Source organism: Asticcacaulis biprosthecium C19 (genome assembly GCF_000204015.1).
GTDB classification, from domain to species: Bacteria; Pseudomonadota; Alphaproteobacteria; order Caulobacterales; family Caulobacteraceae; genus Asticcacaulis; species Asticcacaulis biprosthecius.
The window spans coordinates 33363-57280 of the sequence record NZ_GL883081.1 but is presented as its reverse complement, the minus strand read 5'-3'; the positions used below and the strand labels follow the sequence as shown (position 1 = coordinate 57280).

The following is a 23918-nucleotide window of genomic DNA, read 5'->3' as shown; positions in this document are numbered from 1 at the left end:
TGACCCATTTTCAAATGGTCTCTCTGGTCCTACATCACATCTTGCCGGCGAGCAAATCTCCCAATGCACCGTCCAGGTCCGGATGGCGGAAAGCGTAGCCGGTAGCCAGGGCGCGGGCCGGGAGGACCTTCTGGCCATTGAGCAGGATGGTTTCCGCCATCTCGCCCAGCAGCAGTTTCAGGGCGAAACCAGGCAGAGGCATGATCGCCGGCCGGTGCATGGCGCGGCCCAGCGCGCGGGTAAAGTCGCGATTTTGTCTCGGGTGCGGCGCCACGGCATTGACCGGTCCCTCCAGGCCCTGATCGATGAGGTGACCGACCAGGCCGACGACATCGTCGATATGAATCCACGACATCCATTGCCGGCCGCTGCCCATGGGACCGCCGCCGCCAAATTCAAAAGGGAACAGCATCTGGGCCAGGGCGCCGCCCTCTAGTGACAGGACGATCCCCAACCGCAGCACGGCGACCTTGACGCCATGCTGGGTTGCCTGTTGCGCGACCGCTTCCCACTGCCGGCACAGGTCCAGCGCCAGATCGGGCTCGCCGGGAGGCGAGTCTTCGCGGAATTCCAGGGTGTCGCTGTGGCCATAGGCGCCAATCGCCGATGCGTTGATCAGGTGGCATGGCTTTTCGGGCGCGGCGGCAATCCAGGCGACCAGGTCGCGCGTCAGGTCCAGCCGGCTGCTGTACAGCTTGCGCTTCTTGGCCTTGGTCCACAGGCCATTGCTCAGCGACTCACCGGCCAGGTTGATGATGACATCGACGGCCCGCAACTGCGTCAGGTCGTCGATAGCGGTCAGCCGGCCATGGAACTTGGCCACTTTGGACTTGTCGCGGGTAAGCACGCTGACCTCATGACCATCGTCGATCAGGCCCTGAACCAGGCGCGACCCGATCAGACCGGTCCCGCCGGTGACCAGGACGCGCTGATTGGGGTGCGCCAGAAGCAGCGGCGGCACTTTGGCGGGTGCGCGAAACCGCCGCGAGCGCAGATAGTCGAACACCGCCCAGGCCGACACGCCGGCGGCAAACAAGGTCATCACCCAGGACCACAGGCCGTGGGATTGCAGGTGGAATCCGGTCGGCATGGCGGCCCAACCCAGCAGCACCGGCGTCAGCAAACAGAGGATGACACCGTAATTGATCGCCAGGATCGTGTGGGTGATGCGCTCGCTGGCCGGCAGCTTGCGGCTCTGGTCTTCGATGACGAAATCCCACAGGGTCAGCAGGACTTCGCCGACCAACATGGCGGCGAAGAGCCAGGCCAGCCAACCGCCCCAAGCCACCCAGCCCAGCGAGGCAAAGATGAGACCGTAGAAGAAGTTGCGCACGCCGTGGATGCCCAATTCCTTCGACGCCGAGGCTTTCCACGGCAGGTGCTCGGAGAATTCGTGGTGATAAATCGTATCGAAGGCACCCAGGCAGCCCTGGATCGTCATCATGAGTAAAAGGGCTTCCATGATCAGCTCCGGTGGAAGACGCCGGTCTGGTAGAAGGTCCGGCCGAGCAGTGCGTGATCCATGGCGATGGTGAAGCGGAAATTGCCGTGGCCCAGGTCGGTATGGCTGACATGGGTGCGGCCGGGCGACAGCCAGTGGGGCAGGGGGATCTGCACCCCGACGATTTCCCAGAAGAAGCGTTCGCTGACAAAGTGCAGGGCGCCGTTGCGAGCATAGGTATTCAGCCGCATGCCGAATCCGAATCCTACGTATTCACACAACTGACCCCGGGCGTTTTCGCGCTTGGCCGAGGTGACGACGAACGGCTTGGCGTCGAAGAAGTAGCTGCGCTGCCAATAGACGCCGCTGCGGCCAGGCCGTTTGATCAGGTGGACCTGCATCGGTACGTTGCGGCCGCGATGGGCGGCCAGCGGATTGCCAATCAGGCGGGTCACCTGCGCGAACAGCCAGCCGGCTTTCGAGCAATGGACCTTTTCCATCACGCCTTCGTAGAGGACGGGTTCGTCGACGGCGGGTTCTTGCAGAAAGCGCGCCTGGACCGCCGGATGGAGGCGGTACCAGTCCGGCCCCATAAGGGTCTTAAGCGCGCCTTCTTCCCCCCTTTGTTGTCCCTTGGGTCCCCCGACCTGAATAGCCTTGCCGTGCATGGCTTTTGCCCCCGACGATCTTGACTTCTGCGTCCGATCGCCATATATTTAGCTAACTAGCTAATCGTTACGCCCCTCTTTACGCTTCGTCAATAGGCGACATGATGAGACGTTCAAGGTGCGCCATTCGGACGCAACCTTTATGAAAATGGTCAAAACCTTCGAGGCCCTGGCCTCGGAACCGAGACTGAAAATCCTCGCCTATCTCAGCAAGGCGACCCTGACCGCCGGCGAGATTGCCGAGCGTTTCGACATGGCCAAACCGTCCCTGTCCAAGCATCTGAGCATCCTGGAAAACGCCGGTCTGATCACGGGCGTCAAGAAGGGCAAGTTTATCCACTACAGCATCGTCTCGGATCACATCTTCAATCAGTTGGACGGCTACCTGCAGGAGGTTTGCACGGTGCGTGGTCCGCTAAAGCGCGAGAGCGAGAAAAAGGCCGACGCGACGTCGGATGGTCCGCCAACACCGGGCAAGGACGGGTGATATTTATCGAACGCTGGTAATTTTTGTCCGTACCGGTGCTATCAGTATCTCCCGTAAGATCTCCGGCGCCATGGGTTTGCCCAGCAGATAGCCCTGCACCTGATCGCAGCCCTCTCGGGTGATGCAGGCCAGTTCGGCTTCGGTTTCGACGCCCTCAGCCGTAACTGTTGCGCCGAAGCTCTTGCCGAGGCCGATCACGGCGCGGACAATGGCCAGGTTCTCCGGCGAGGTGGTCATGCCCTTGATGAAGGACCGGTCGATCTTCAACTTATCGAACGAAAAACAACTCAGATAGGCCAGGCTGGAATAGCCGGTGCCGAAATCGTCCAGGGCAATGCGGATGCCGAGTTGCTTCAACTGATTAAGGATGCGGACATTTTCCTGACTGTCGGTCAGGAAGATCGACTCAGTGATTTCCAGTTCGAGACGGTTCGGCGCGAGATGCGACTGATCCAGGGCCCGGGTAACGTCGGCCGCCAGTCCGAATCCGGTGAATTGCCGCGGCGACAGGTTGACGGCGAGGCCGATGTCCGACGGCCAGTCGGCGGCTTCGCGACAGGCGGTATGCAGGACCCATTGACCGATCGACTCGATCAGGCCCGACGACTCGGCGATCGGGATGAACTCGACGGGCGAGATCAGGCCGCGCGTGGGGTGCCGCCAGCGCAGCAGGGCTTCGCAGCAGATGATCCTTCCCGAACGCGTACAAACGATGGGCTGGTAGTCGATCGACAGCTGATGTTTTTCGAGGGCGACGGTCAGTTCCTCGCGCAGGATGCGCTGGTGGTCGGCCTTCTCCTCCATGGCGAACTGAAACCAGGCATAGTCGCCCTTGCCGGTCGCCTTGGCGGCGTAGAGCGCCAGGTCGGCCCGCTTCATCAGGGAGTCCGCAGTATGGCCATGCAGGGCGCGCAGCGCAATGCCGACGCTGCACCCGATAGAGACATTGTGGCCATCGATGTTGAAAGGTTGGCACAGGGTGTCGATCAGTTTCTGCGCCAGCCACGAAGCGCTGTCGCCATTGCCGTCGCCCTTGTGGATCACGCCGAATTCGTCACCGCCCAGTCGCGCGACGATGTCGTTGTCGCCCATCAGCAACCGCATGCGGCCCGCCACCTGTTGCAGCAGATGATCGCCGACATGGTGGCCCAGACTGTCATTGACCGCCTTGAAGCGATCGAGATCCAGCAGCAGGAGGGCAAAATCGTTGTCCCCAGCGCTGCGGACCATCTGCTGGTCGAGGATGTTCTGAAACTTCAAGCGATTGGGCAGGTCGGTCAGCACGTCGTGCAGCGCCAGGTGGCGGCTGCGTTCCTCGACGCGGAGTTTTTCGGTGACGTCTTCGGAAATCCCCAGCAGATAGCGCGGCTTGCCGTCGGCATCCGGGACACCGATCTTCTGGGTTCTGAGCTGGCGGACGCCGCTCGGTGTCGCCAGGGGTTCCTTGTCGATGGTGACCAGTTTTCCTGACGCGACCACCGCCCGGTCGGCGTCGCGAAAGCGTAGAGCGTCGTCTTCGTCGAACAGGTCGAAATCGGTCTTGCCGATCAGATCGTGCCGGCTGAGGCCCAGCAAGTCCTCGCCCGCCTTGTTCAGCAGCACGAAACGCCCGTCTTGGGCGTCTTTGACGAACACCATGGAGGGAATGCTTTCAACGATGGCGTCCATGAAGATCCGCGTGCTTCGCAGTTCTACCGCAGTTTTTTCGCGCTCAGTGACGTCGATGTTCCACACAATGACGCAAGCCTTGCCGCGATAAGGTGCGCGACGGGCGAAGTGCAGGATCTTGATTTTCGCGCCATCTGACGTGATTTGGGTGCCGCACCGGCCGCCGCCCTGGATGGCGTCCAGCTTGTCGACCTCCTTGCGCACGGCGCCGCGCAGACTTGCCGGAAACAGGTCGGGCACCTTCAGTCCCTGAAACTGTTGCTGGCTATAGCCGTAAAGGGCGCAGGCGGCGTCGTTGACGGCTAAAAAATCGAGCGTTTCGGTCTCGAATATCCACATCGGGATCGGGTTGTTGTCGAACAGCATGTCGAACGGCCCGTTCCGTTCGTCCAGGCGACGCGACTCCCCGCCGTTCGGCGTCTGGCTGCTTGTCTCCACTGTACGCTTCCTGCCCCAACAGTTTTGAATTGGCGAGATGCCCCTTGCCTGGGGCTGGCTCACGCCTTCAATCTATACAGGTAACATTTCCAAGGGCTTAACTGCCCGCCAAACAGTCTTGACCCGTAGTTTCGGATGTGAAAGTATTTTGTAATATAAAATCGACATAACGGGGCGCGAGATGAACTGGACGGCAATCACGCTTGCGGGCGTTCTGGCCCTTATGGCGGGTGGCGTTCAAGCGGAGTCCGTTCGGACCGAGTCCTACAGTTGGAAGACTATACCGTTCCAGGGCGGTGGGTTCGTCGATGGCTTTCTTTATCATCCCAAGACACCCAATATTTTGTATGCGCGGACCGATGTCGGCGGGGCGTATCGCTATGATTACGGCAACCGGCGCTGGGTGCCGTTGATGGATGGCTTCGGCCGGGACGACTGGGACTGTTTCGGCGTCATGACCTTCGCCGTCGATCCCAATGCGCCGCAGCGGCTGTATGCGACGTGCGGGCTCTATCTCAGCGATCGGGCGCCGGATGGTGGGGTGATCCGGTCAGAGGATCAGGGCGCGACCTGGCAGAAGACGACCTTGAAGGGCATCAAGCTGGGCGGCAACGCCATGGGGCGCGGCGCCGGTGAGCGGCTGCAGGTCGATCCCAGCAATGGCGATGTCCTGTGGCTGGGGACACCGCAGAACGGGCTGTTGAAGAGCACGGATCGCGGCAGGAGTTTCAGCCGGATGGCCGCCTTTGTCCCCAAGGCGGTCACCACGGTTTTGATTGACGGCAAGACCATCTATGCCGGGTCGGGTGAGACAGGCGACGGGCTGTATCACAGTGTCGATGGCGGGGAGACCTTCCGGAAGATCGAGGGTTCGCCGAAGATGATCCCGCACCAGATGGCGCTGGATGCGGACGGTACGCTCTATGTCACCTTTGCCGATGCGCTGGGGCCGTGGGGCGTCAGCGACGGCGCCGTGTGGAAGCTGAAGGGGGATGTCTGGACGGATATCTCACCCGCCAAGCCGACGAAGGCACTGACGTTTGGCTATTCCGGGCTCGATCTCGACCGTCAGCATCCCGGCACGATCGTGGTGGCCACGACCAACCGCTACAGCGGTGGCGGCGATGACATCTATCTGTCGCGCGATGGCGGGGCGACGTGGAAACCCTTCAAGGATCAGGCCGAGCACAAGGCCGACGGGCATCCGTGGTTGCTCAACTATATGAAGGGCGATGACGAGGATTCCACCGCCCGCAAGGAGATGGGCCACTGGATGGACGCGCTGAAGATCAATCCATTCAACAGCGACGAACTGCTCTACGGCACCGGCTACGGCGTGTGGATGACGCGCAACCTGTCGGCGCTGGAGACGGGCGGCTCGGTCGTCTTCGATTTCGAGAACGAGAATTTCGAGGAGACGGTCATCCTGGGGCTGGAAAGCCCGCCCAAGGGACCGAAGGTATTGATGGCGGCGGGGGATGTGTCGGGTTCGGCCTGGCATGACCTCAGCCAGACGCCGTCGCGCGGGCTGTTTTCTCCGACCCATGAGACCAACCAGGATGTCGCCTTTGCGGCCTTGGCGCCGAACATTATCGTGCGTAGCGCCGACAACGAAAACATCAGCGGCTATATTTCCTATGACGGCGCCGATAGCTGGCAGCCTTTGCCGGCCGAGCCGCCGCCCTTGCAGACCAAGGATTGGAACAACAACCGCGCCGGCAAGATCGCCATCTCGGCCAAGGGAAAGACGATGATCTGGGTGCCGGAAAACCATCCGGCCTATCACAGCAGCGACGGTGGCAAGACCTGGACCCTGTCAAAGGGTTGGCCGGCACCGCAACGCGGCCAGGAGGCGGTCGCCGACAAGGTCAATGATGCCACCTTCTACATGTTCGACCGTGCGGCGGGGCAGGTGCTGGTGTCGCGCGATCGCGGCCAGTCGTTTGGGTTGCTGGCCGGCGGGTTGCCCGCGGGGAATGGGCAACTTCGGGCCGCGCCGGGCTTTGAAGAAGAGTTGTGGCTGGCTTCGGGCGCGGCGCTGTACCGCATCCGTAACGGCCAGCCGGTGGCGATTGCCGGGGTCGATCAGGCCTGGCAGGTGACCTTCGGCAAGGCCGCAAAGGGCCACAAATATCCGGCGGTGTTCCTGTGGGGCAAGCTGGGCGGCGAGGAAGGCCTGTGGCGCTCGGACGACGAAGGCACTCACTGGACGCGGATCAATACGGATGCGACGCGCTTTGGTCAGATGCGCGCCATTGCTGGTGATCCGCGCGAGCATGGCGTTTTATATATAGCGCCCGATGGGCGTGGCATTATGGTGGGAAGACCGCAATGAACAGACGTGAAATACTGCTGGCTTCGGCCGCATTGACCTTGGTTGGCACCGGCGCTCATGCGGCCGAGGCGCCCTATAGTTGGGCCGCCATTCCGTTCGGCGGTGGCGGCTTTATCGATGGTTTCCTGTATCACCCGAAGGCGCCGGATATCCTGTATGCGCGCACCGATATCGGGGGCATGTACCGCTATGATTTCGCGGCCAAGCGGTGGATCGCTCTGCTGGATCACCTGAGCCACGACGAGGCCGACCTGATGGGTGTGCTGTCGATGGCGGTCGATCCCAACGACGCCAACCGGGTCTATGCCGCCTGTGGCCTCTATCTCGGCGAGTGGGCAGGGAAGGGTGCCATCCTGCGCTCATCGGACCAGGGCAAGACCTGGCAGAAGACGCCGCTGGACATCCAGGTCGGCGGCAATGCCGACGGCCGCGGCTCCGGTGACCGGTTGATCGTCGATCCGAAGGACGGCAATGTCCTGTGGTACGGCTCCAACCAGGAAGGCCTGTGGAAAAGCACGAACGCGGGCGCCTCGTTCAGCAAGGTCAACGGCCCTGCGACCCGCTTCAGCCTGATGCTGATCGATCCGGCGTCCGGCGCGATCTATGCCGGCGGTGCCGACAGCAAGGCCGGCCTGTTCGTCAGCGCCGACACGGGTGCCTCCTGGCAGCCGGTCGATGGCACTCCGGCCCAGGTACCCCAGCATGCGGTTTTCGCCGCCGATGGTTCGCTGTATGTGACGTTCGCGCAGGGCGATGGCAAGAACGTCGTCAACCCCAGCAATGCGACCTCGGGCGGGGTGTGGAAGCGCGATCCTTCCGGCAAGTGGCGCGACGTCTCGCCGATCAAGCCGGCCGGTGGCGCCAGCTTCGGCTTCTCCGGTGTCGATGTCGGACCGGACGGCACGGTGGCGGTCTCGACCCTGAACCGGTGGTGGCCGGGCGATGACGTCTTCGTGTCGAAGGACGGCGGCGGTAAGTGGATCGCCCTGGGCGAAATGTCGAAGCACGACGCCTCAAGCTATCCCTGGCTGGCCAGCTACCTCAAGGGCGAGGACAGGATGGGCCACTGGATCTCGGACCTGAAGATCAATCCGTTCAATTGCGACGAGATGATCTACGGCACCGGTTACGGCCTGTGGATGAGCGAGAACCTGAGCAAGGCAGGGACGGGCGAAACGGTTCGCTTTGCCTTCAACATCAAGGATCTGGAAGAAACCGCGACGATCCAGATGACCTCGCCGACGGGCGGCGCCATCGTTTTGGCGGCGTTTGGCGATGTCGGTGGCGCGGCCTGGGACGACCTGACGGTGACACCCTCGGTCGGGCTGTTCGCTCCGGCCAGCGAATCCAATTGGTCGGTCGATTACGGTGGCCAGGCGCCGGACTTCGTTGCCCGCACCACCAATAGCGGCAATCACGGTATGTACTCCGAAAACGCCGGCGCCAACTGGACCGCCTTCCCGGCATCGCCCTATCGGCGGCCGGGCGATGGCCAGCCGTGGAAAAACTCCGGCATCATCAATGTTTCGGCCAAGGCGACTTCGCTGTTGTGGGTGCCGGAAAAGGAAGGCGCCTACTATTCGACGGACAAGGGCCGAACCTGGAAGGAATCGGCCGGGTGGCCGACGGGCCGCGACCAGGCCTTGACGCCGATTTCGGACAAGGTGGTGGACGGCGTGTATTATGTTCACGACCGGTCCTCGGGCAACATCCTGATCAGCGTCGATCATGGCGCGAGTTTTAAGCCGATCGTCTCGGGCCTGCCCAAGGTCGAGGGCTGGCAGGGTGCCCAACTGGCGGTCATGCCGACACGGATGCGCGACCTGTGGCTGGTCGCGCCGTTCGGACTGCTGCATTCGCGTGATGCCGATTCGGGCATGGTTCAGGTCAAGGATGTCGATGTCGCCTGGTGTGTCGGCTTCGGCGCGCCCAAGGTCAAGGACGGCTATCCGGCGGTCTATCTGTCGGGCAAGGTCAAGGGCCGGGAGGGGCTGTGGCGGTCGGACGACGAGGGTAAGTCGTGGGTGCGGATCAATGACGACGCGCATCAGTTCGGCAGCTTCCGGGCGATTGCCGGCGATCCGCTGGAGTGGGGAACCTTGTACATCGCGCCGCATGGACGGGGATTGCTGGTCGGGAAGCCGGGGTAGGGGAAGATACTGTCTCTGAGGCCTATTCTTGAATTTTTGCGCCCGGATCTGCGCGGGGTGCGCGCACTAATGAGCGCTCCAACCGCGATCCCCCTCATCTCTTGCTTTCATCCAAAAATGCGGGCCAAAATCAAGACAAGGGCAAGCCCTTACAGACGAAAACCTTAGTTTATTCTGAAATTTGACAACCTGTCTTGTTAATTCTGGTCGCACCGATTCTCACCCGATTCTCACCTGCGTATCGTGTTTCCATGTTATCTTCTGATATACGATTCGCGTGGTAATTTTACCAATCTCGTGCTATAAATCGTGGAACAAAAACGGACTTGCTTGTAGAATGGAGGGGTGAGTGGTTGACTATAGTAAAATCGCGGCGGCCTTCACCGCAGAGCAGGTTTCGAACCTAACGGGGCTCTCTCCCTCGCAACTGCGTTATTGGGACAAAATTGGATTTTTCAAACCTCATCACGTGTCTGAGAATCCCAGAAGTCCTTATGCGCGAATTTATTCGTTTAAGGATATTGTCGGTTTGCGCGTGATAAGTATTCTTAAGAATGCGTATAACGTCACAATTCCGAATCTAAAGGCCGCAGCTGCAAAGCTCGAAAAGCACTCTTCCCACCCTTGGTCAGAACTAAAGCTTAGCGTTTGGAAGAACCAAGTAACCTGGATGAACCCGGAAACGATGACTCATGAATCTGTAGTTGGAGGACAAGGCGTTGTATTTGAACTTATTTCAGTTTTCGAAGATATGAAAAACAAGGCGGAAGCGCTACGTAAGAGGTCCGCCGAAGAAGTCGGTAAAATTACCCAGAACCGCTACGTTGCTCATAACGCAAGAGTTTTTGCGGGTACACGAATTCCAGTGGAGACGGTGCGCAGGTTTTATCGTGCGGGTTACAGCGTCGATGGAATCCTTGCAGAATACCCGACTTTGAAGCGGGCCGACGTCGAGGTCGCAATCGCGGAATTGCAAGCTGCGTGAAACGAGCGAGTCCACTAAACTTTCTTGTGGACGAAAGCGTTCCAGACGCGGTTGTGCGGATTCTTAGAGAGAGTGGGCACAACGCAGAAGCGTTGCGTGATAGTGGCTTGGCGCGAGGGACACCCGACCAATTGGTATGCGCGTACGCTGAGGCCAATGACCATATTCTTGTGGCCTTAGACCATGACATGAAGACTATACTTCGCAACAGGTTCAAAAGCCTTAGCTTGATTAAATTGTCTTGCGGTGATGTTAACGCGGCGCGCAGGATATCAGAGGCGGTAAGCCTAATCGAACATGAATGGCAAGTAGACCAGGGCGCAAGATGTCGCCGCATTTTCATTGACGTGAAAAAGGAAAGTCTTACCGTCTATAGGTGAAGTGTGTGGTGGGAATTTTGGGAATTACGCCATTTCACTGAAATTGGAGATATGCAATTCTACCTCGGCCCTTATTCCGACCGGGCATCAAATGAGCTGCAAATTTACGCTAAAATTTGCATTGCTATGTTTCACTATTTCGCTTGCGGATAAGGCATAGCCGGTGAGGACCGGATCCGCGGCGACCACCATTCCAGCCCATTCCGTCTTATTGCGGAGCACCCAGGCGCCAGAATCACCAGGCTGGGGCATGGGTGTTGTTGCAACGCTCACGGAAAAAGGCAAAATGCCGGCGGTGGGCGCGTGCAACTGGTACAATCGGTTCCAGCAAGAACCGCCTATCTCGATTTCGACGACGGCGCCGCCGACCTCGTACGTGACCGTCCCAGAGGTCGCCCCCCGCATTTCCACGAGATCGCCCTTGCTGACCAGCGAGCAAGTAGTTGTCGCCACGTTCGAAACCGTTGCGGTGCCGACGTCGATGAGAGCTACGTCCAACTTGGCCATTTGGCTGCAATTAGCATCGCAAACTGTGCCGGAAGAAAGCGCTTTTGGCGGAGTGGCGTAAACGCAATTTCCTAATGTACCTGCCTTGGTCGACACGCTTCCGGCGGAAACCACGTGGCCGCATGTGACTGCGTAAGTGGCGCCATAGCTACCGTCTCGAAGAAATCCTCCAAGGGTGCCTGAGCTGCCAGCGCAGGTAAGTCTGTCCCCTGGGGTGGCGATAAGCTGTGCGCGTTCCACTGTGTCTACGATCGTCGGCAACTTGGCTTCGCGTGCAGCTGATACTAATTGCTGCCGCCATTCAGCATCTCCTGCTGACCTGGATGGAGCGGCCAATATGCGAAGCATATAAGGGCCATAAGCGTCTCGCCCAAAGTATTCCTCTGTCAGATAATCAGCTATATCGTACCTTTGTTGTAAATCAATTACCCCGCTGGTTCTGGGGATGGGAAACACAATCGGGGATCCACCCTCCCTTAACCAATAATGCCAATGCGGGACAACCAAACCGGCCGCTTCTAATCTCTGCGCGGCATCCCAAAAGGGATTCAAATCCAAGACCATGCCGTGCTTTAATGGATTCCTCCCGATTCGGTCGCTCAGACTGTAAACGTACTCCCTCAGCGTAGGATCTTCATCCAGGGCAAGGTGAAGCTGGTGCATGACGTTACTTGGCCTCTCGGGGGGAAATAAGGATTGCCAGCGCAACGATCACAGCTTGTGCGCCAAATGAAACGAGCGGAATAAACCAATCGCCCAATAAGGCGCTGGAAATTGGATAGGCCCATGCCAAGAACGAAATAGGCGAAACGACCAGATGTGCTTGTTGCACAGAACCTTTGGGCGCCTCGCGAAGGACGTATATTATGGTTACGACCAAAAAAAGCGCGATAAGCCCGGTGACGGCTCGCTGTGCGGTAACCGCTTCCAAGTTAAAGGTGGCGAGAATCGTGAAAAGAGCGGTATAGGCGGCAACCACCTCTGTCGGAACGTATTTGACAATCCGGGCAAGAGGATTGTCAGCGCCATCCCCAACGTCGGCTCTTAATCCCGGCCGGTTCGGCAATACCCATCTAGACATGTTGGCTATTCCTATAATTTAATGTGCTTAAACTCATAGTTGAGGCGCTTCATGTACCCTCCCCCCTTCATCTGCGAGAGGGTTGCGCCACTGTCAATCAAGTTTCAACGAGCAACTATCGTGCTTGGTGAGTTTTGCAATTGACGCTTGCAAATTTGCAACAGCTCAGCATTTTTCGCGCTCGCAATAATTGATCGATCTCAGGTTGCTTAACTTGGTTGCTTCCTACTCGAGAATCTGGAGGGTTCTGTGAGGTTCGCGGCGACGACAATGGTGCTGTGCTGAGCGAACCTCATTTAAGCCTGATGGAACTAAACCGCGGCGCGATGCGTATATTATTATCGGAAAATGGCCTTTACGAGAAATGCCCAACCAGGAAAGAAAATGTGTCAGAGTCATTACTGGCGTCAGTTCAGAGCAGATAATGCCGCATTTGACAACCTGTCCCCGTAATCGCCCCCGTAATCGCCGCAGAATGGATGTGTTTAGCAACCTCATTCTGCCTGAGCTCGGGCAGCTATCCACCCTCATAGGATCTTTTCTGCTCCGCACTAAGCCCTTGGTTCTTCAGGTCCACATCTTGAGCGTGACGTGAATTCTCCCTAAGGTAGTTTTGCATTAGAGGAGGAAGCTATGACGAAGACGACGGAAGTACCTGAGAAGGCATTGCCAATCTGGTTACAGGTGTCAGAGCATGACGCACAAACCGTAGAAATCGAGAAGCCGATTTCTGACTCTAAGTTCGCCAGCAGTTCTGCCATCGGAAGACTGTATGACAAAGCGATTGCGGACGGCGTTGATGATCCATCGAAACGGGTCTATTCGATGTTGGCTCAAATTTGCCAAATGCACCCTAAGCCCGATGAACCGAACGATCCCTACGGGCCGATGATTGTGTTCGCGGATGGGCGGCGATCTGCAGTTCCATCAGATTTTCGAGAACACCTACCAATACTGGCAAAATGGGCTGAGGACGCGAAGCATCCCGTGCTGCAAGCACGTTTGTCTGATATCGTTTGGTTTTTGGATCGAAAGCGCTATCAATTGTCAAAAATTGCAGCGGCGGCTTATTCCAGTATTATTCGGCAAACAATAGAGGGCAATCTTGTCTATGAATTTTCGGATGAAGCGACACCTCTAACGAGCGAGGCGTCTGAAATTCTACGAAGAGCGTTGCGACTTGCCAAGGTGATCGGCTGGGATAGTCCCGAAGGTGAAGGGGTGAAATCTCTTGTCCCGATTCTATGGCAAAGAGCAATCTCACTGGACCATTCCGTGGCTGCTATATGGTTCTGTGACATCGACCTCGATTATGGAATTAGCGCCCCTGCCGACTTGGCATCGGCAATTGAAGACTACGTAACAAAACTGGACGATGCAAAAGGCACACGGCCGCTGGTCGATCTTTGGCGCCTTACAGCGAGAGCATACCACAAAGCAAAAAACGATGAACGCAAGCACCTTGCGCAAACCCAAGCTGCTGAAGCTCTAGCCACGGAGGCATTGACGAAACAAGGCTCGGCAATGCTGGCCGCGCATTTCCTCGGTCTTGCTATTTCTGAGCTTCATGGAATCCCAGATCAGAAAGCACGTAGGACTGAATTACGTCACAAATTGATCGATATTCAATCTCGAATAGGCGAGGAAATGTCTTCCTTTTCTCATGAGATTGACATCAGCGATCTTGTTAAACAGGTCCAGTCAGGTTTTGAGCCTTTAGGCTTCATTGAACTGTTGTTTGCGTACGCAGCGCTTGAGCGGTCACCCGATCTAAATTCCTTGGGAAAGGACGCCATCGAGCAGATAAAAAGGCATCCCCTTGCCTCATTATTCCCCGCCGCGCATCTCGATGCAGAAGGAAAAGTCCTTTCGCGCAGCAGTGGCGGTATTGGGCATGAACCGGATAGTTCTCAAGTCATTCATGAAATCGCAAAAAACGAAAACATGCGCCGTAACATTGCGGTCAATGGAAAACTGGAAGTCGCGAGGCGGTCTATAACATCACGGTATGTTATTGGCCGTGAAACTTTACGTCCATTAATCGACCATAGTCCGTTCATCCCGCCAAGCCTCGCCGCAACCTATTGTCAAGGCTTTGCCAGACATTTCCAAGGCGACTTTATCGGGGCCACCTACATTTTGGTCCCGCTACTTGAAGCCTCAATCAAATACATTCTGAAATCACACGGACATGATGTTAGCATATTCGATAATGCTACCCAAACACAGCAAGATCGAACTATTTCTTCAATATTTGAACAGATGGGAGATGAACTCGATGAAATATTCACCCCGGCAATTCGAGCTGAAATAGAACGAATTTTCCTTTTGAAGCCGGGTCCCCATATTCGCCATGCTGTTGCGCATGGCTTACTTTCAGATTCAAGTGCATATGATCCTGATACGATTTTTGCATCATGGTTCATATTCAGACTGAGCATGATGCCCTTGTTTGCGCACCAGGAGCAAATAAACGCTGACCTTTCTCACTACTTCGAATAGGATTGGCGCTGTCTATCTGGCCTATCTGGCTTATCTGTGGACCACCCTTTGCTGCGGTTCCGCCGCGATGATGGCTGAGATTTTCACCCCGACAGCCGAGCCGCTGAAACGTCATTTTTTTTTGTTCACAGATAAGCCAGATCCACAGCGTAAACGCTTGAATCGTAAGGGAATCGTTGGAAATGTGAAGGCGCTTCGCGCGGGAGAAGGGGAAGGTGGGAATTCCGATTCTGTCCGCCTCTTTCCGTGTGTTCCGTCGTTTGATTCTACCGGCGCTTCCGGGTGGTCAGCGTTTTGAAAGGGATGCTGATGGCGTGGGAGGTTGACTGGAAAGAGGACCCCTCCGTCTCGACGCGCTTCGCCTAAGAAGGCTTGCTTGCTCGCTACCTCCCCATTGAAGAAATGGGGAGGAGAAGGAAGAAAGACGTCCGTTGCTATGGCTTTGGCGTTTCCGGAAGAAAGTCGCCCCACCACCATTTCGCTCGGCTTCACTGCGTTACGCTGCAGGTGGTCTTTACGCTTGCCGAGATATATCTCGGCTGCGCTCACCCCACGCAAAGAGGCGCGGGGAGGTATCAGTGATTGGTGATGCGAGGGAGCGGGAAAAGGTGTCAGGGTCATTACGGCAGGCGACTTGCCCGGATGACGCGGCTGACGAAGCCATCCGGGTTCCATGCGCCATCGAACCGGGTGTCGGGATCGTTGGAGACCATGGCCAGCACCAGGTCTTCGTCTGGCAGGCTGATCACCATGAGCCTTATGCCGCCGACCCAGCCCTGGCGCTCGACAAAGCGGATATCCTGGCCATCGAAGGGTAGGGTGTAGCTCCATGAGCCCATGGCGTGAGACTGGAATTCCGGTCGCCCTTCCAGCATCTGCGCGGTCCATTTGGGATCCAGCTGTTCGCTGCGAACAAGCGCGCGTTCAAAACGGGCGACATCCTTCAGCGTACCCGTCATTCCGGCGGCTGTGGAATAGGCCCAAAGCCCCGGCGACGGCTCAAGCTTATCGCCGACAACATAGCCGCGTGCGGTTGTGTCGCGGCCAGGTTTGGCGGCCACCCACGACTTAAGGCCCAGCGGGCGGGCGATCCTCTCCTGGGCCAACTGGTCCCAGGATTGGCCGGTCAGTTGCTCAAGGACTGCGCCCAGCCAGAAATACTCGCAATCTCCGTATTGAAATTGCGTGCCGGGGGCTGTGACCGGCGCGTCACTGCATATCCGTGTCGCCTGATTGAGGGGACGGGCGAGCTCTGCCGCGCTGGAGGCGGGGTGGAAGGGGAAATCATAGGATTGGCCGGTGTCGGCCTCACGCAGGCCTGATGTGTGGCGCAGGAGATGCTCGATCGTGACTGTGTTGGCCCAGGCCGGTGCATCCTTGATATACCGCGACAGGGGGGCCGCTAGGTCGATCCGGCCGGCCTGGACTTCCTGAAACACCAGAAGGGCGGTGATTTGCTTGGTCACGGACGCATATCGGGTGGGCGTGCTGGTCTTCCAGCGCCGGCCCGTCGCCCGGTCAGCAAGGCCCCAGCCATGATCCAGGATCGGCTTGCCGTTTTTCAGGATGATGACGGCGCCGGAAAAGAGGCCCGCCTTGGCTTCATCGTTGATCACGCTGCGCGCCGCACCACCGTCGGCCAGGGCAGGGTTTGACAGACCGGTCATAGCGACAGCGAGGCTTAGGGCGATGGCGAGCAGGGTCGATCTGGTCTTTTGCGTCGTCATGGGCTGGCCCCCTCGGTGCTGTTGTGACCGACGTTTACGCTGTCCTTATGGGGTTGGATTTGACACCTGATGGCTTTCGTTGTCCGATCGAAGTCGTAGGAACAGGTGTCAGCGTTGGCAGAGACAGGACGATCTCAGAATTGAGAGAGGCCCGCGCCGTCTGGCCGAAGGTTGCTGGTCGGCAAGCCGGGGAAAGCCGCGCTTCGGCTGAAGCGTGACATCCTAAGAAACGGCCACCGGCCAGGTTACCTGAAACCGCGTTCCGGTGGGCAGGTTGTCGTCGATCGTCAGGACCCCGCCGGTCTGCTGACAGATGTCGCTGACGATGGCCAGGCCCAGTCCGCTCCCCGGCGCCTGGGTGTTGAGACGGGCGAAACGGCCGGTGATGAAGTCGCGTTTGTCAGCCGGGATGCCGGGCCCCTGATCGGCAACGCACAGAGTCACATGGTCGGAAGTCTGGGCAAGGGAGATGTGCACCTGTGTGGCCTCAGGCGTGTGCAGGACGGCGTTTTCCACCAGATTGCGGACGATAGCAGTCAGGCCTGCGCCATCGACCGGGAGACGCACGCCCGGTGTAATCGCCACGGACAAGGCGTGGTCCCGCGCTGCCGGGCTGTGGCGCACGGTGTCAACGGCTGCGGCCACGGCGCCGGAGACGTCACACAAGCCGGCGGCGTGTTGCGTCTTTTGCCGGGCCAGGCTCAGCATCTGATCGACCACGGCGGCGGTACGATCAACGATCTGGAGCAACTCATCCATTGAGGCGCGCGCCCGGGCGTCGGGTTCGATCAGTTTCGATGTCACCTGGGCCCGGGTCTTGAGCGCGGCCAGCGGGGTGCGCAATTCGTGGGCGGCATTGTCGGTGAAGTCGCGTTCGCGCTGCAAGCTTTGGGACAGCCGGCCGAGCAGGCTGTTCAGCGAGGTCACCAGGGGCGTTATTTCACGCGGCAGGACCGCAGGAACCAGCGGGTCGAGCCGCGCCGCGTCGCGGGCGGCTATGTCCTCGGACAGAGCGCGAAACGGTACCAGGACGCGACCCAGCCCCAGGAACAGGGCGACCAAAACCAGGGGCAGCAAGACCAGCAAGGGCAGGGCCACGCTGGCGCCGACCTCGAAGACGGCCTCACGCCGCACCTTCAGGTCCTGAGCCACTTCGACGATAACATTGTCGGCTTTGTCGACCAGGGTCAGCATGCGCCATTTGCCGTTGGCACCGTTGACGTTGCGAAAACCGTCGCCGGCCGGTGCCGCGTCAAAGACCGAGGCCGGTGTATTGGCCGAGGTCGCGACCAGCGTTCCGCTGCCCCAGATGCGGAAGGCGATACGTTCCTCAGCCAGGGTCTGGACCTGCTCGACGCGGCTGCCCAGGGTGGCGGCGATGTCTTCGCCCTCCAGAGCTTCGTGCCGGGTCAGCAGGTTTAGGGTGCCGGCCAGATGCGACATTTCAGCGTCTGCGGCGCGGTTGACCTCACGCGAGGCCGAGACAAAAGCTGCCCCCAGGCTGACGGCGACGATCAGCAGCAGGGCCGGCAGAAAGCTGAGCAGGGCGGCGCGGTGCAGGGAATAGGTCTTCATGTTTGGGTCGCCAGGCGATAGCCCATGCCGCGGACCGTCTGGATAACGTCGCGCGACAGCTTGTGGCGGATGGACGAGATGTGGACCTCGACCGTGTTGCTGTCGATGTCGCGTGACCAGTCATAGAGCGACTCTTCGATCTGGCCCTTGCTGACAATGCCGCCGCGTGCCGCCACCAGGCGCTCGAACACCGCCATTTCCCGCGCCGACAGGTGCACGGGCTGATGATGATACAGGATGCGCCGGGCCTGCGGGTCGTAGTCAACGCCCGGCGCCACTTCACGCAGGGCGACATGTTCCGAGGCGCGCCGCAGCAGGGCGCGGCAACGGGCGATCAGTTCGTCGAGGTCGAAGGGTTTCACGAGATAGTCGTCGGCGCCGCTGTCGAGGCCTTCGATGCGATGGCCGACGGCGTCACGTGCCGTCAGGATAAGCACGGGCGTGCTGTCGCCGGAACGCCGTAACTGGGTCAGCCAGGCCAGGCCGGAGCCGTCGGGCAGGCCCAGATCCAGGAGGATCAGGTCATAGGCTGTGGTGCTGCGTGCCAGGGCGGCGTCGGCCAGTGTCCTGACCCAGTCGACGGCATGATGCGGCGTCAGTCCGTCGCGGACCGCGCTGCCCAGCATGGCGTCATCCTCAATCAGCAACAGGCGCATGGCCAACTCTCCATCAATTCGGGACGTTAGGCGCGACGGTAGGCAAAGGCAACTCTGTCAAACCATCGGGAAAACATCGCGTCTTCAGGTTGGCTTCAGGTTGGCGGGGCATTGCACAGCGATAAGCGCCCCAACCGGAGATTTCCCATGCCCCTTCCCGTGACCAAACTGTACCTCTCCACCTTGCTGACGGAAGCGGATGGCGCCTACGAGTTGCTGGCCGACGAACCGGGCTCTGTGGCCCTCACACCCCTGACGTTCCCAAGCGCACGCTGGGTGTCGGGCCTGAACGATATCAACGGGGACGGCGTGGCCGACCTGATCGTCGGCGGCGCAGGGGATGACGACAAGGACATTGATGCCGGTCGCATCTATGTCCGATTCGGCCTGGCCACGGGCGGCACGTCCGACGTTCTTCCGGATGCCATCAACGGCATGATCATCGATGGCGTCAATGCCGGCGACATGGCCGGCGCGGCCGTCGGCAGCGTCGCCGATATGAATGGCGATGGTCGCGGAGAGATCCTGATCGGAGCGCCATTGATGGAAAAAGGCGCCGTCGTCGATGCCGGCGCCGGCTTTGTCATCTGGGGCCTGCCCGGCGGTGGTGTCGACCTGGGCGATCCGTTTTCCGGCGGGGGTGACGGTTGGGTCATGAAGGGCGAGGCCGCCGGTGACCATGCCGGACTGGCCATGGCCGCGATCGCCGACCTGAATGGGGACGGGCGCTCCGAGATCCTGATCGCCGCGCCGGGAAACGACGCAGGTGGTGCCGACGCCGGCAGCGCCTATGTCGTCTGGGGCAAGACCTCGGCGTCGGCCGTTCAACTGGTCAATGTGGCGGCCGGAACCGGTGGCTTCAAGATCGTCGGTGAATCCGCCGGCGACGAAGCCGGCATCACCCTGACCAGCCTGGCCGACCTCAATGGCGACGGTAAGGCCGAGGTGGTCGTGGGCGCGACAGGCAATGATGGCGGCGGCACAGATGCCGGGGCCGTCTATGTCGTCTGGGGCAAGTCGACCACAACCCAGGTCAATCTGGATCTGGTTGCCGCCGGCACTGGCGGTTACAAGATTACCGGCCTGGCCGGCGAAGGCGCCGGCGCCGGCATTGCCGCGATTGGCGACGTTAATGGCGACGGTCTGTCCGACCTGCTGATCACGACACAGGCCGGTGACAAGGCCTATGTCGTCTTCGGCAAGGCGACGGGCGACGCGGTGTTCCTGTCCGACGTCGAGGCCGGTATCGGTGGCTTCGCGATTGTGGCGGAACAGGCGGGCGATCTTGCTGGCGCTTCGGTGAGCGGCGGCACGGATTTCAACCAGGACGGCGTCGCCGATCTGGTCATCGGCACTCCGCACAACAGTGAAGGCGGATACGACGCCGGCGCTGTCTATCTGGTGTGGGGCGGCGCAGGCGAGGTGGTCGACCTGTCGCTGGTCGCGCAAGGCGCCGGCGGAGCCAAGATTGTTGGCACCTACGGCAGCCTGACCGGGGCGGCCGTGGCGGTCAACGGCGACATGAACCGTGACGGTCGCGCCGACCTGGTGGTTGGCGCGCCGGGTTCTACCGAGTCGGTTAGCGTGGTCTATGCCAACGACCTGTGGCAGCCGGACCTCAACATCTATGGCACCCAGTCCGATGACCTTATGACGGCCGGTTATGGTGGCACGCGCAAGATCGATGACACGGCGAATTCCATCTATGCCTTTGATGGCAATGATACCCTGGCGGCGGGCGGCGGCAACGATCTGGTCGATGGCGGCCAGGGTGCCGATGAGATGGCCGGAAACGCTGGCGATGACACCTACTATGTCGATGACGCCGGTGACGCGACGATCGAAGTCGCTGGTGAAGGTCTTGATGAGGTTGTGGCCTCGGTCGACTGGACGCTGGCGGCAAATCTTGAAAACCTGACCCTTAAGGGATGGGGCCTTGCCGGCACCGGGAACAGTCTCGCCAACACCCTGACCGGGACGGACGGAGGTGATGCGCTGAACGGCATGGCCGGTGGCGACACCATGGTCGGTGGGGCCGGCAACGATTCCTACTCTGTCGATACCGTGAACGACGTCGTCACCGAGGTGGCTGGCGGCGGAACGGACACGGTCTATGCCTCACGCAGTTGGGTCCTGGGCGCCGATCTCGAAAACCTGGTTCTGACCGGTGCCGCGCGGGCGGGGACGGGCAACAGCCTGGCCAATATCCTCACGGGTACGGCGTTCGCCGATACTCTGGATGGTGGCGCCGGGTCGGACCAGTTGATCGGCGGGCTGGGTGATGACAGCTATAAGGTCGACACTATTGCCGACGTGGTTATCGAGATGTCCGGCGAAGGCCTGGATGTCGTCACCACGACGGTGGACTACACGCTGGGCGCCAATATCGAAGTCCTGCGCCTCAGCGGGGCGGCGCGTCGGGGAACGGGCAATGCCTTGGCCAACAGCCTGTTCGGCACCACCAGCAGCGACGTGCTGGACGGTGGCGGCGGGGCTGACAGCCTGACCGGCGGCAAGGGTAACGACAGCTACCTGGTCGACAACGCCGCTGACGTGGTGATCGAGTCTGCCCTGGAAGGCACCGACACAGTGACGACCGCGGTCGACGGATACGTGCTGAGCGATCAGGTCGAACGGCTGGTGCTGGCGGGAGCGGCGCGGCACGCAACGGGCAACGGTCTCGACAATTTGATCACCGGCACCACCGGCCACGATGTTTTGGATGGCGGTCTGGGCGCGGACAGCCTCAGCGGCGGGGCCGGCAATGATACCTATTATGTCGATTCAGTCGCGGACCGGACAACCGAACTTCTGGCCGGGGGATCCGACATGGTCGTTGCGTCGGTCGACTGGACCCTTGGCTCCAATGTTGAAAACCTGACCCTGGTTGGCGGTGCGCGTGTCGGCCGTGGCAACGCCCTCGATAACGTTTTGGTCGGTACCGTGGCCAATGACAGCCTCTATGGCGGTGACGGCAACGACCTGCTGGACGGCGGCGCAGGAGGTGATCGTCTCTCGGGGGGGCTCGGTGATGACACCTACCTGATCGACAGTTCTACGGACGTGGTCGTCGAGTCGGCGGGCGCCGGGTACGATACCGTTATTGCGACCTTCGACTATGTCCTTCAGGCCAATGTGGAGGTGGCGCGGCTTTTGGGCTCAGGGCACACCCTGACCGGCAATACGGGCAACAATATCCTGGAAGGCGGCAGCGGAGACGACGTGCTCAATGGTGGCGGCGGTGATGACCTGGAACTGGGCGGCGACGGACATGATGATCTGGTCAGTACGTCCGGCCATGACACCCTGTCGGGCGGCAGTGGCGATGACGTCTATCTGGTTGATGGCGGCTGGGCCGAAATCGAGGACTTCTTAGGTCATGACACGATTGATTGCCACGATGGCACCGAAGACAACTATATCGACCTGTCCGGTGAAACCGAGTCCGAGATCGAAAACGAAGTCTGCGAACTGGGGCAGGGCGGTACCGTATCCGGTCCGCTCGACGTACAGTTCCTGCAGGATCTGACCGGCTCTTTCGGCGACGATATCGCCAATGTGCGCGCCCTGGTGCCTGCCATTGTCACGGCCTTGCGCGCCGTGCAGGCCGACAGTCGGTTCGGCGTTTCCGACTTTGTCGACAAGCCGATATCGCCGTTTGGCGCGCCGGGCGAGTGGGTCTACCGCCTGGCTCAAGCTCTGACCTCGGATGTGGCCGCCTTTGAAAGCACCTATAACAGCCTGTCCATCCGCAATGGCGTGGACGCCCCCGAGGCCCAGATCGAGTCGCTGATGCATCTGGCCCTGACCTCTGCCGAGGCGGGATTCCGCACGGAATCCGCACGGTTTGTCATCCTGTTCACCGACGCCCCCTTCCATGTCGCGGGTGACGGCGCGGCGGCGGGCATCACCACGCCGAATGATGGCGACGCCATTATCGATGGCAACGGACTTGGCGAGGACTATCCCTTTGTGGCGCAATTGAAGGCCGCGCTGGAAGCGGCGAACATCATCCCGATCTTCGCCGTGACGGCCGATGTCACGGGCGTCTACGCCAATCTGGTGACCGAACTGGGACGCGGGACGACGGTCACCCTGACCTCGAACAGTTCCAACGTCGTGGCAGCGATAACCGGCGGATTGACGGAAGCGACCCGGACCGTGATCGAAGACGCCGTCGGGGGCTCAGGCGATGACGTTCTCCTGGGCAATAGCGCCGCCAACGGCCTGACGGGCGGCAACGGCAATGACGATCTGTCCGGGCGTGCCGGCGACGATCAGTTGCTGGGTGGATCAGGCAACGACAGCATTTCGGGCGATGCCGGCGACGACCTGATGGATGGCGGTACCGGCTACGATACGGCCGACTATGCCGCCGCATCGGGCGCTGTGACTGTGAACCTCAGCCTGTCCGGTGCTGCCCAGGTGACCGGCGGCGCCGGAACCGACACGCTTGTCTCGGTCGAAAACGTTACGGGCTCGGCCTTTGCCGACAATCTGACGGGATCGACCTCCGCCAATCAGATCGACGGCGGCGATGGCAATGACACCATAGATGCGGGAGGCAGCTCGGACGTCGTGAACGGGCAACTGGGCGACGATTCCTTGCTGGCCGGAACGGGGGCGGACACGCTGGATGGCGGCGAAGGCAACGATACGCTGGACGGCGGCAGCGGCAACGACACGATGGCCGGTGGGACGGGCGACGACGCCCTGACCGGCGGGTCCGGCGGGGATGTCCTGATCGGGGACGCGGGCAATGATGCGCTGGACGGCGGTACCGGAACGGATACGGTCGACTATGGTTTGGCGACGGCGGGCGTCTCGGTCAGCCTGTCCATGCCAGGGCTTGCTCAGGTCACCGGCGGCGCGGGAACGGATACGCTCGTTTCCATCGAGAATCTGACGGGGTCAGAATTCGACGATTTCCTCATTGGCAGTTCCGGGTCAAACATCCTTATGGGTGGCGGTGGTCACGATCAAATCGTCGGTCGTGGCGGCAATGACGGGCTGACCGGCGGCGCGGGCGCGGATGATTTCGTCTTCGGTCTGGCCAGCGGCGCCGATCGCGTAATGGACTTCAATGCCGGTGACGGTGACCAATTGGATCTGAGCGCCTACCACGCCCAGGCGACGGCCGTCATCTATCAGTCAGGCGCTGATACGGTCATCGACCTGGGCGGTGGAAACTCGGTCACGGTCATCTCGATGCTGGCGACCGACCCTGGCCTGCTGAGCCATATCGTCTGGTAGCTCCGTCGCCAGAACCCGGGGGGCTTATACCAACCACTGAAATGATAGACACGTACTGCGCCTAC

15 protein-coding genes are annotated in these 23918 nt (G+C 60.0%); 7 read left to right on the top strand and 8 right to left on the bottom strand.

Annotation, left to right across the window (positions count from 1 at the left end; genetic code table 11):
- Nucleotides 1-34: 34 nt before the first annotated feature.
- Both ABI_RS22265 and ABI_RS22260 read right to left on the bottom strand, forming a co-directional pair.
- Entirely contained in the window at nucleotides 35-1462 is a 1428-nt protein-coding gene (locus ABI_RS22265; RefSeq protein ID WP_040309982.1) for a TIGR01777 family oxidoreductase, read from the bottom strand.
- Between the two features lie 2 nt (nucleotides 1463-1464).
- A complete protein-coding gene (locus ABI_RS22260; protein WP_040309981.1) occupies nucleotides 1465-2109 on the bottom strand; it encodes a DUF4166 domain-containing protein in 645 nt (214 codons plus the stop codon).
- 142 nt (nucleotides 2110-2251) lie between these two features.
- Between ABI_RS22260 and ABI_RS22255 the strand changes: the two genes are divergently transcribed.
- Entirely contained in the window at nucleotides 2252-2596 is a 345-nt protein-coding gene (locus ABI_RS22255; RefSeq protein ID WP_006275331.1) for a metalloregulator ArsR/SmtB family transcription factor, read from the top strand.
- Between the two features lie 3 nt (nucleotides 2597-2599).
- Here the strand turns inward: ABI_RS22255 and ABI_RS22250 are convergent, their stop codons facing one another.
- Nucleotides 2600-4702, bottom strand: coding sequence for a sensor domain-containing protein (locus tag ABI_RS22250; protein WP_006275330.1), 2103 nt, complete (start codon nucleotides 4700-4702; stop codon nucleotides 2600-2602).
- 181 nt (nucleotides 4703-4883) lie between these two features.
- Here ABI_RS22250 and ABI_RS22245 point away from each other — a divergent pair, with 181 nt between their 5' ends.
- The 4 genes from ABI_RS22245 (at nucleotide 4884) to ABI_RS26725 (ending at nucleotide 10552) form a co-directional block, all read left to right on the top strand.
- Complete coding sequence (locus tag ABI_RS22245) at nucleotides 4884-7037, top strand: WD40/YVTN/BNR-like repeat-containing protein (RefSeq protein WP_006275329.1); 2154 nt, start codon at nucleotides 4884-4886, stop codon at nucleotides 7035-7037.
- Entirely contained in the window at nucleotides 7034-9187 is a 2154-nt protein-coding gene (locus tag ABI_RS22240; RefSeq protein ID WP_006275328.1) for a beta propeller repeat protein, read from the top strand. The genes ABI_RS22245 and ABI_RS22240 overlap by 4 nt, the downstream gene beginning before the upstream one ends.
- Nucleotides 9188-9536: 349 nt before the next feature.
- Nucleotides 9537-10172, top strand: a complete 636-nt coding sequence (locus ABI_RS22235) for a DUF433 domain-containing protein (protein WP_040309980.1) — start codon at nucleotides 9537-9539, stop codon at nucleotides 10170-10172.
- Nucleotides 10169-10552 (top strand): DUF5615 family PIN-like protein, encoded by a 384-nt coding sequence (locus tag ABI_RS26725; RefSeq protein ID WP_374188363.1) that lies wholly within the window; start codon nucleotides 10169-10171, stop codon nucleotides 10550-10552. Before ABI_RS22235 ends, ABI_RS26725 begins: the two co-directional genes overlap by 4 nt.
- An 87-nt stretch (nucleotides 10553-10639) precedes the next feature.
- Here the strand turns inward: ABI_RS26725 and ABI_RS25475 are convergent, their stop codons facing one another.
- Together ABI_RS25475 and ABI_RS22225 are read right to left on the bottom strand one after the other, a co-directional pair.
- Nucleotides 10640-11722, bottom strand: a complete 1083-nt coding sequence (locus tag ABI_RS25475) for a hypothetical protein (protein ID WP_157139080.1) — start codon at nucleotides 11720-11722, stop codon at nucleotides 10640-10642.
- A 4-nt stretch (nucleotides 11723-11726) separates the two neighbouring features.
- Nucleotides 11727-12140 (bottom strand): hypothetical protein, encoded by a 414-nt coding sequence (locus tag ABI_RS22225; protein WP_040309978.1) that lies wholly within the window; start codon nucleotides 12138-12140, stop codon nucleotides 11727-11729.
- A gap of 633 nt (nucleotides 12141-12773) precedes the next feature.
- On the opposite strand from ABI_RS22225, the gene ABI_RS26035 reads away from it, so the two are divergent.
- Nucleotides 12774-14642, top strand: coding sequence for a DUF7380 domain-containing protein (locus ABI_RS26035; RefSeq protein ID WP_006275326.1), 1869 nt, complete (start codon nucleotides 12774-12776; stop codon nucleotides 14640-14642).
- A 620-nt stretch (nucleotides 14643-15262) separates the two neighbouring features.
- Here ABI_RS26035 and ABI_RS22215 read toward each other — a convergent pair.
- The 3 genes from ABI_RS22215 to ABI_RS22205 all read right to left on the bottom strand — a co-directional run bounded on the left by ABI_RS22215 (nucleotide 15263) and on the right by ABI_RS22205 (nucleotide 18600).
- Nucleotides 15263-16369, bottom strand: a complete 1107-nt coding sequence (locus tag ABI_RS22215) for a serine hydrolase domain-containing protein (protein ID WP_006275325.1) — start codon at nucleotides 16367-16369, stop codon at nucleotides 15263-15265.
- A 222-nt stretch (nucleotides 16370-16591) separates the two neighbouring features.
- On the bottom strand, nucleotides 16592-17944 hold the full coding sequence (locus ABI_RS22210) for a sensor histidine kinase (protein WP_006275324.1): 1353 nt from the start codon (nucleotides 17942-17944) through the stop codon (nucleotides 16592-16594).
- A complete protein-coding gene (locus ABI_RS22205; RefSeq protein WP_006275323.1) occupies nucleotides 17941-18600 on the bottom strand; it encodes a response regulator in 660 nt (219 codons plus the stop codon). Before ABI_RS22205 ends, ABI_RS22210 begins: the two co-directional genes overlap by 4 nt.
- A gap of 147 nt (nucleotides 18601-18747) precedes the next feature.
- On the opposite strand from ABI_RS22205, the gene ABI_RS24035 reads away from it, so the two are divergent.
- A complete protein-coding gene (locus tag ABI_RS24035; protein WP_006275322.1) occupies nucleotides 18748-23853 on the top strand; it encodes an FG-GAP repeat protein in 5106 nt (1701 codons plus the stop codon).
- Nucleotides 23854-23918 lie beyond the last annotated feature (65 nt).

Bases quoted from the DNA above. Each gene is read 5' to 3' on its own strand.
- ABI_RS22265 (WP_040309982.1), bottom strand. From the start codon at position 1,462: ATGGAAGCCCTTTTACTCATGATGACGATCCAGGGCTGCCTGGGTGCC.
- ABI_RS22260 (WP_040309981.1), bottom strand. From the start codon at position 2,109: ATGCACGGCAAGGCTATTCAGGTCGGGGGACCCAAGGGACAACAAAGG.
- ABI_RS22255 (WP_006275331.1), top strand. From the start codon at position 2,252: ATGAAAATGGTCAAAACCTTCGAGGCCCTGGCCTCGGAACCGAGACTG.
- ABI_RS22245 (WP_006275329.1), top strand. From the start codon at position 4,884: ATGAACTGGACGGCAATCACGCTTGCGGGCGTTCTGGCCCTTATGGCG.
- ABI_RS22240 (WP_006275328.1), top strand. From the start codon at position 7,034: ATGAACAGACGTGAAATACTGCTGGCTTCGGCCGCATTGACCTTGGTT.
- ABI_RS25475 (WP_157139080.1), bottom strand. From the start codon at position 11,722: ATGCACCAGCTTCACCTTGCCCTGGATGAAGATCCTACGCTGAGGGAG.
- ABI_RS22225 (WP_040309978.1), bottom strand. From the start codon at position 12,140: ATGTCTAGATGGGTATTGCCGAACCGGCCGGGATTAAGAGCCGACGTT.
- ABI_RS26035 (WP_006275326.1), top strand. From the start codon at position 12,774: ATGACGAAGACGACGGAAGTACCTGAGAAGGCATTGCCAATCTGGTTA.
- ABI_RS22215 (WP_006275325.1), bottom strand. From the start codon at position 16,369: ATGACGACGCAAAAGACCAGATCGACCCTGCTCGCCATCGCCCTAAGC.
- ABI_RS22210 (WP_006275324.1), bottom strand. From the start codon at position 17,944: ATGAAGACCTATTCCCTGCACCGCGCCGCCCTGCTCAGCTTTCTGCCG.
- ABI_RS22205 (WP_006275323.1), bottom strand. From the start codon at position 18,600: ATGCGCCTGTTGCTGATTGAGGATGACGCCATGCTGGGCAGCGCGGTC.
- ABI_RS24035 (WP_006275322.1), top strand. From the start codon at position 18,748: ATGCCCCTTCCCGTGACCAAACTGTACCTCTCCACCTTGCTGACGGAA.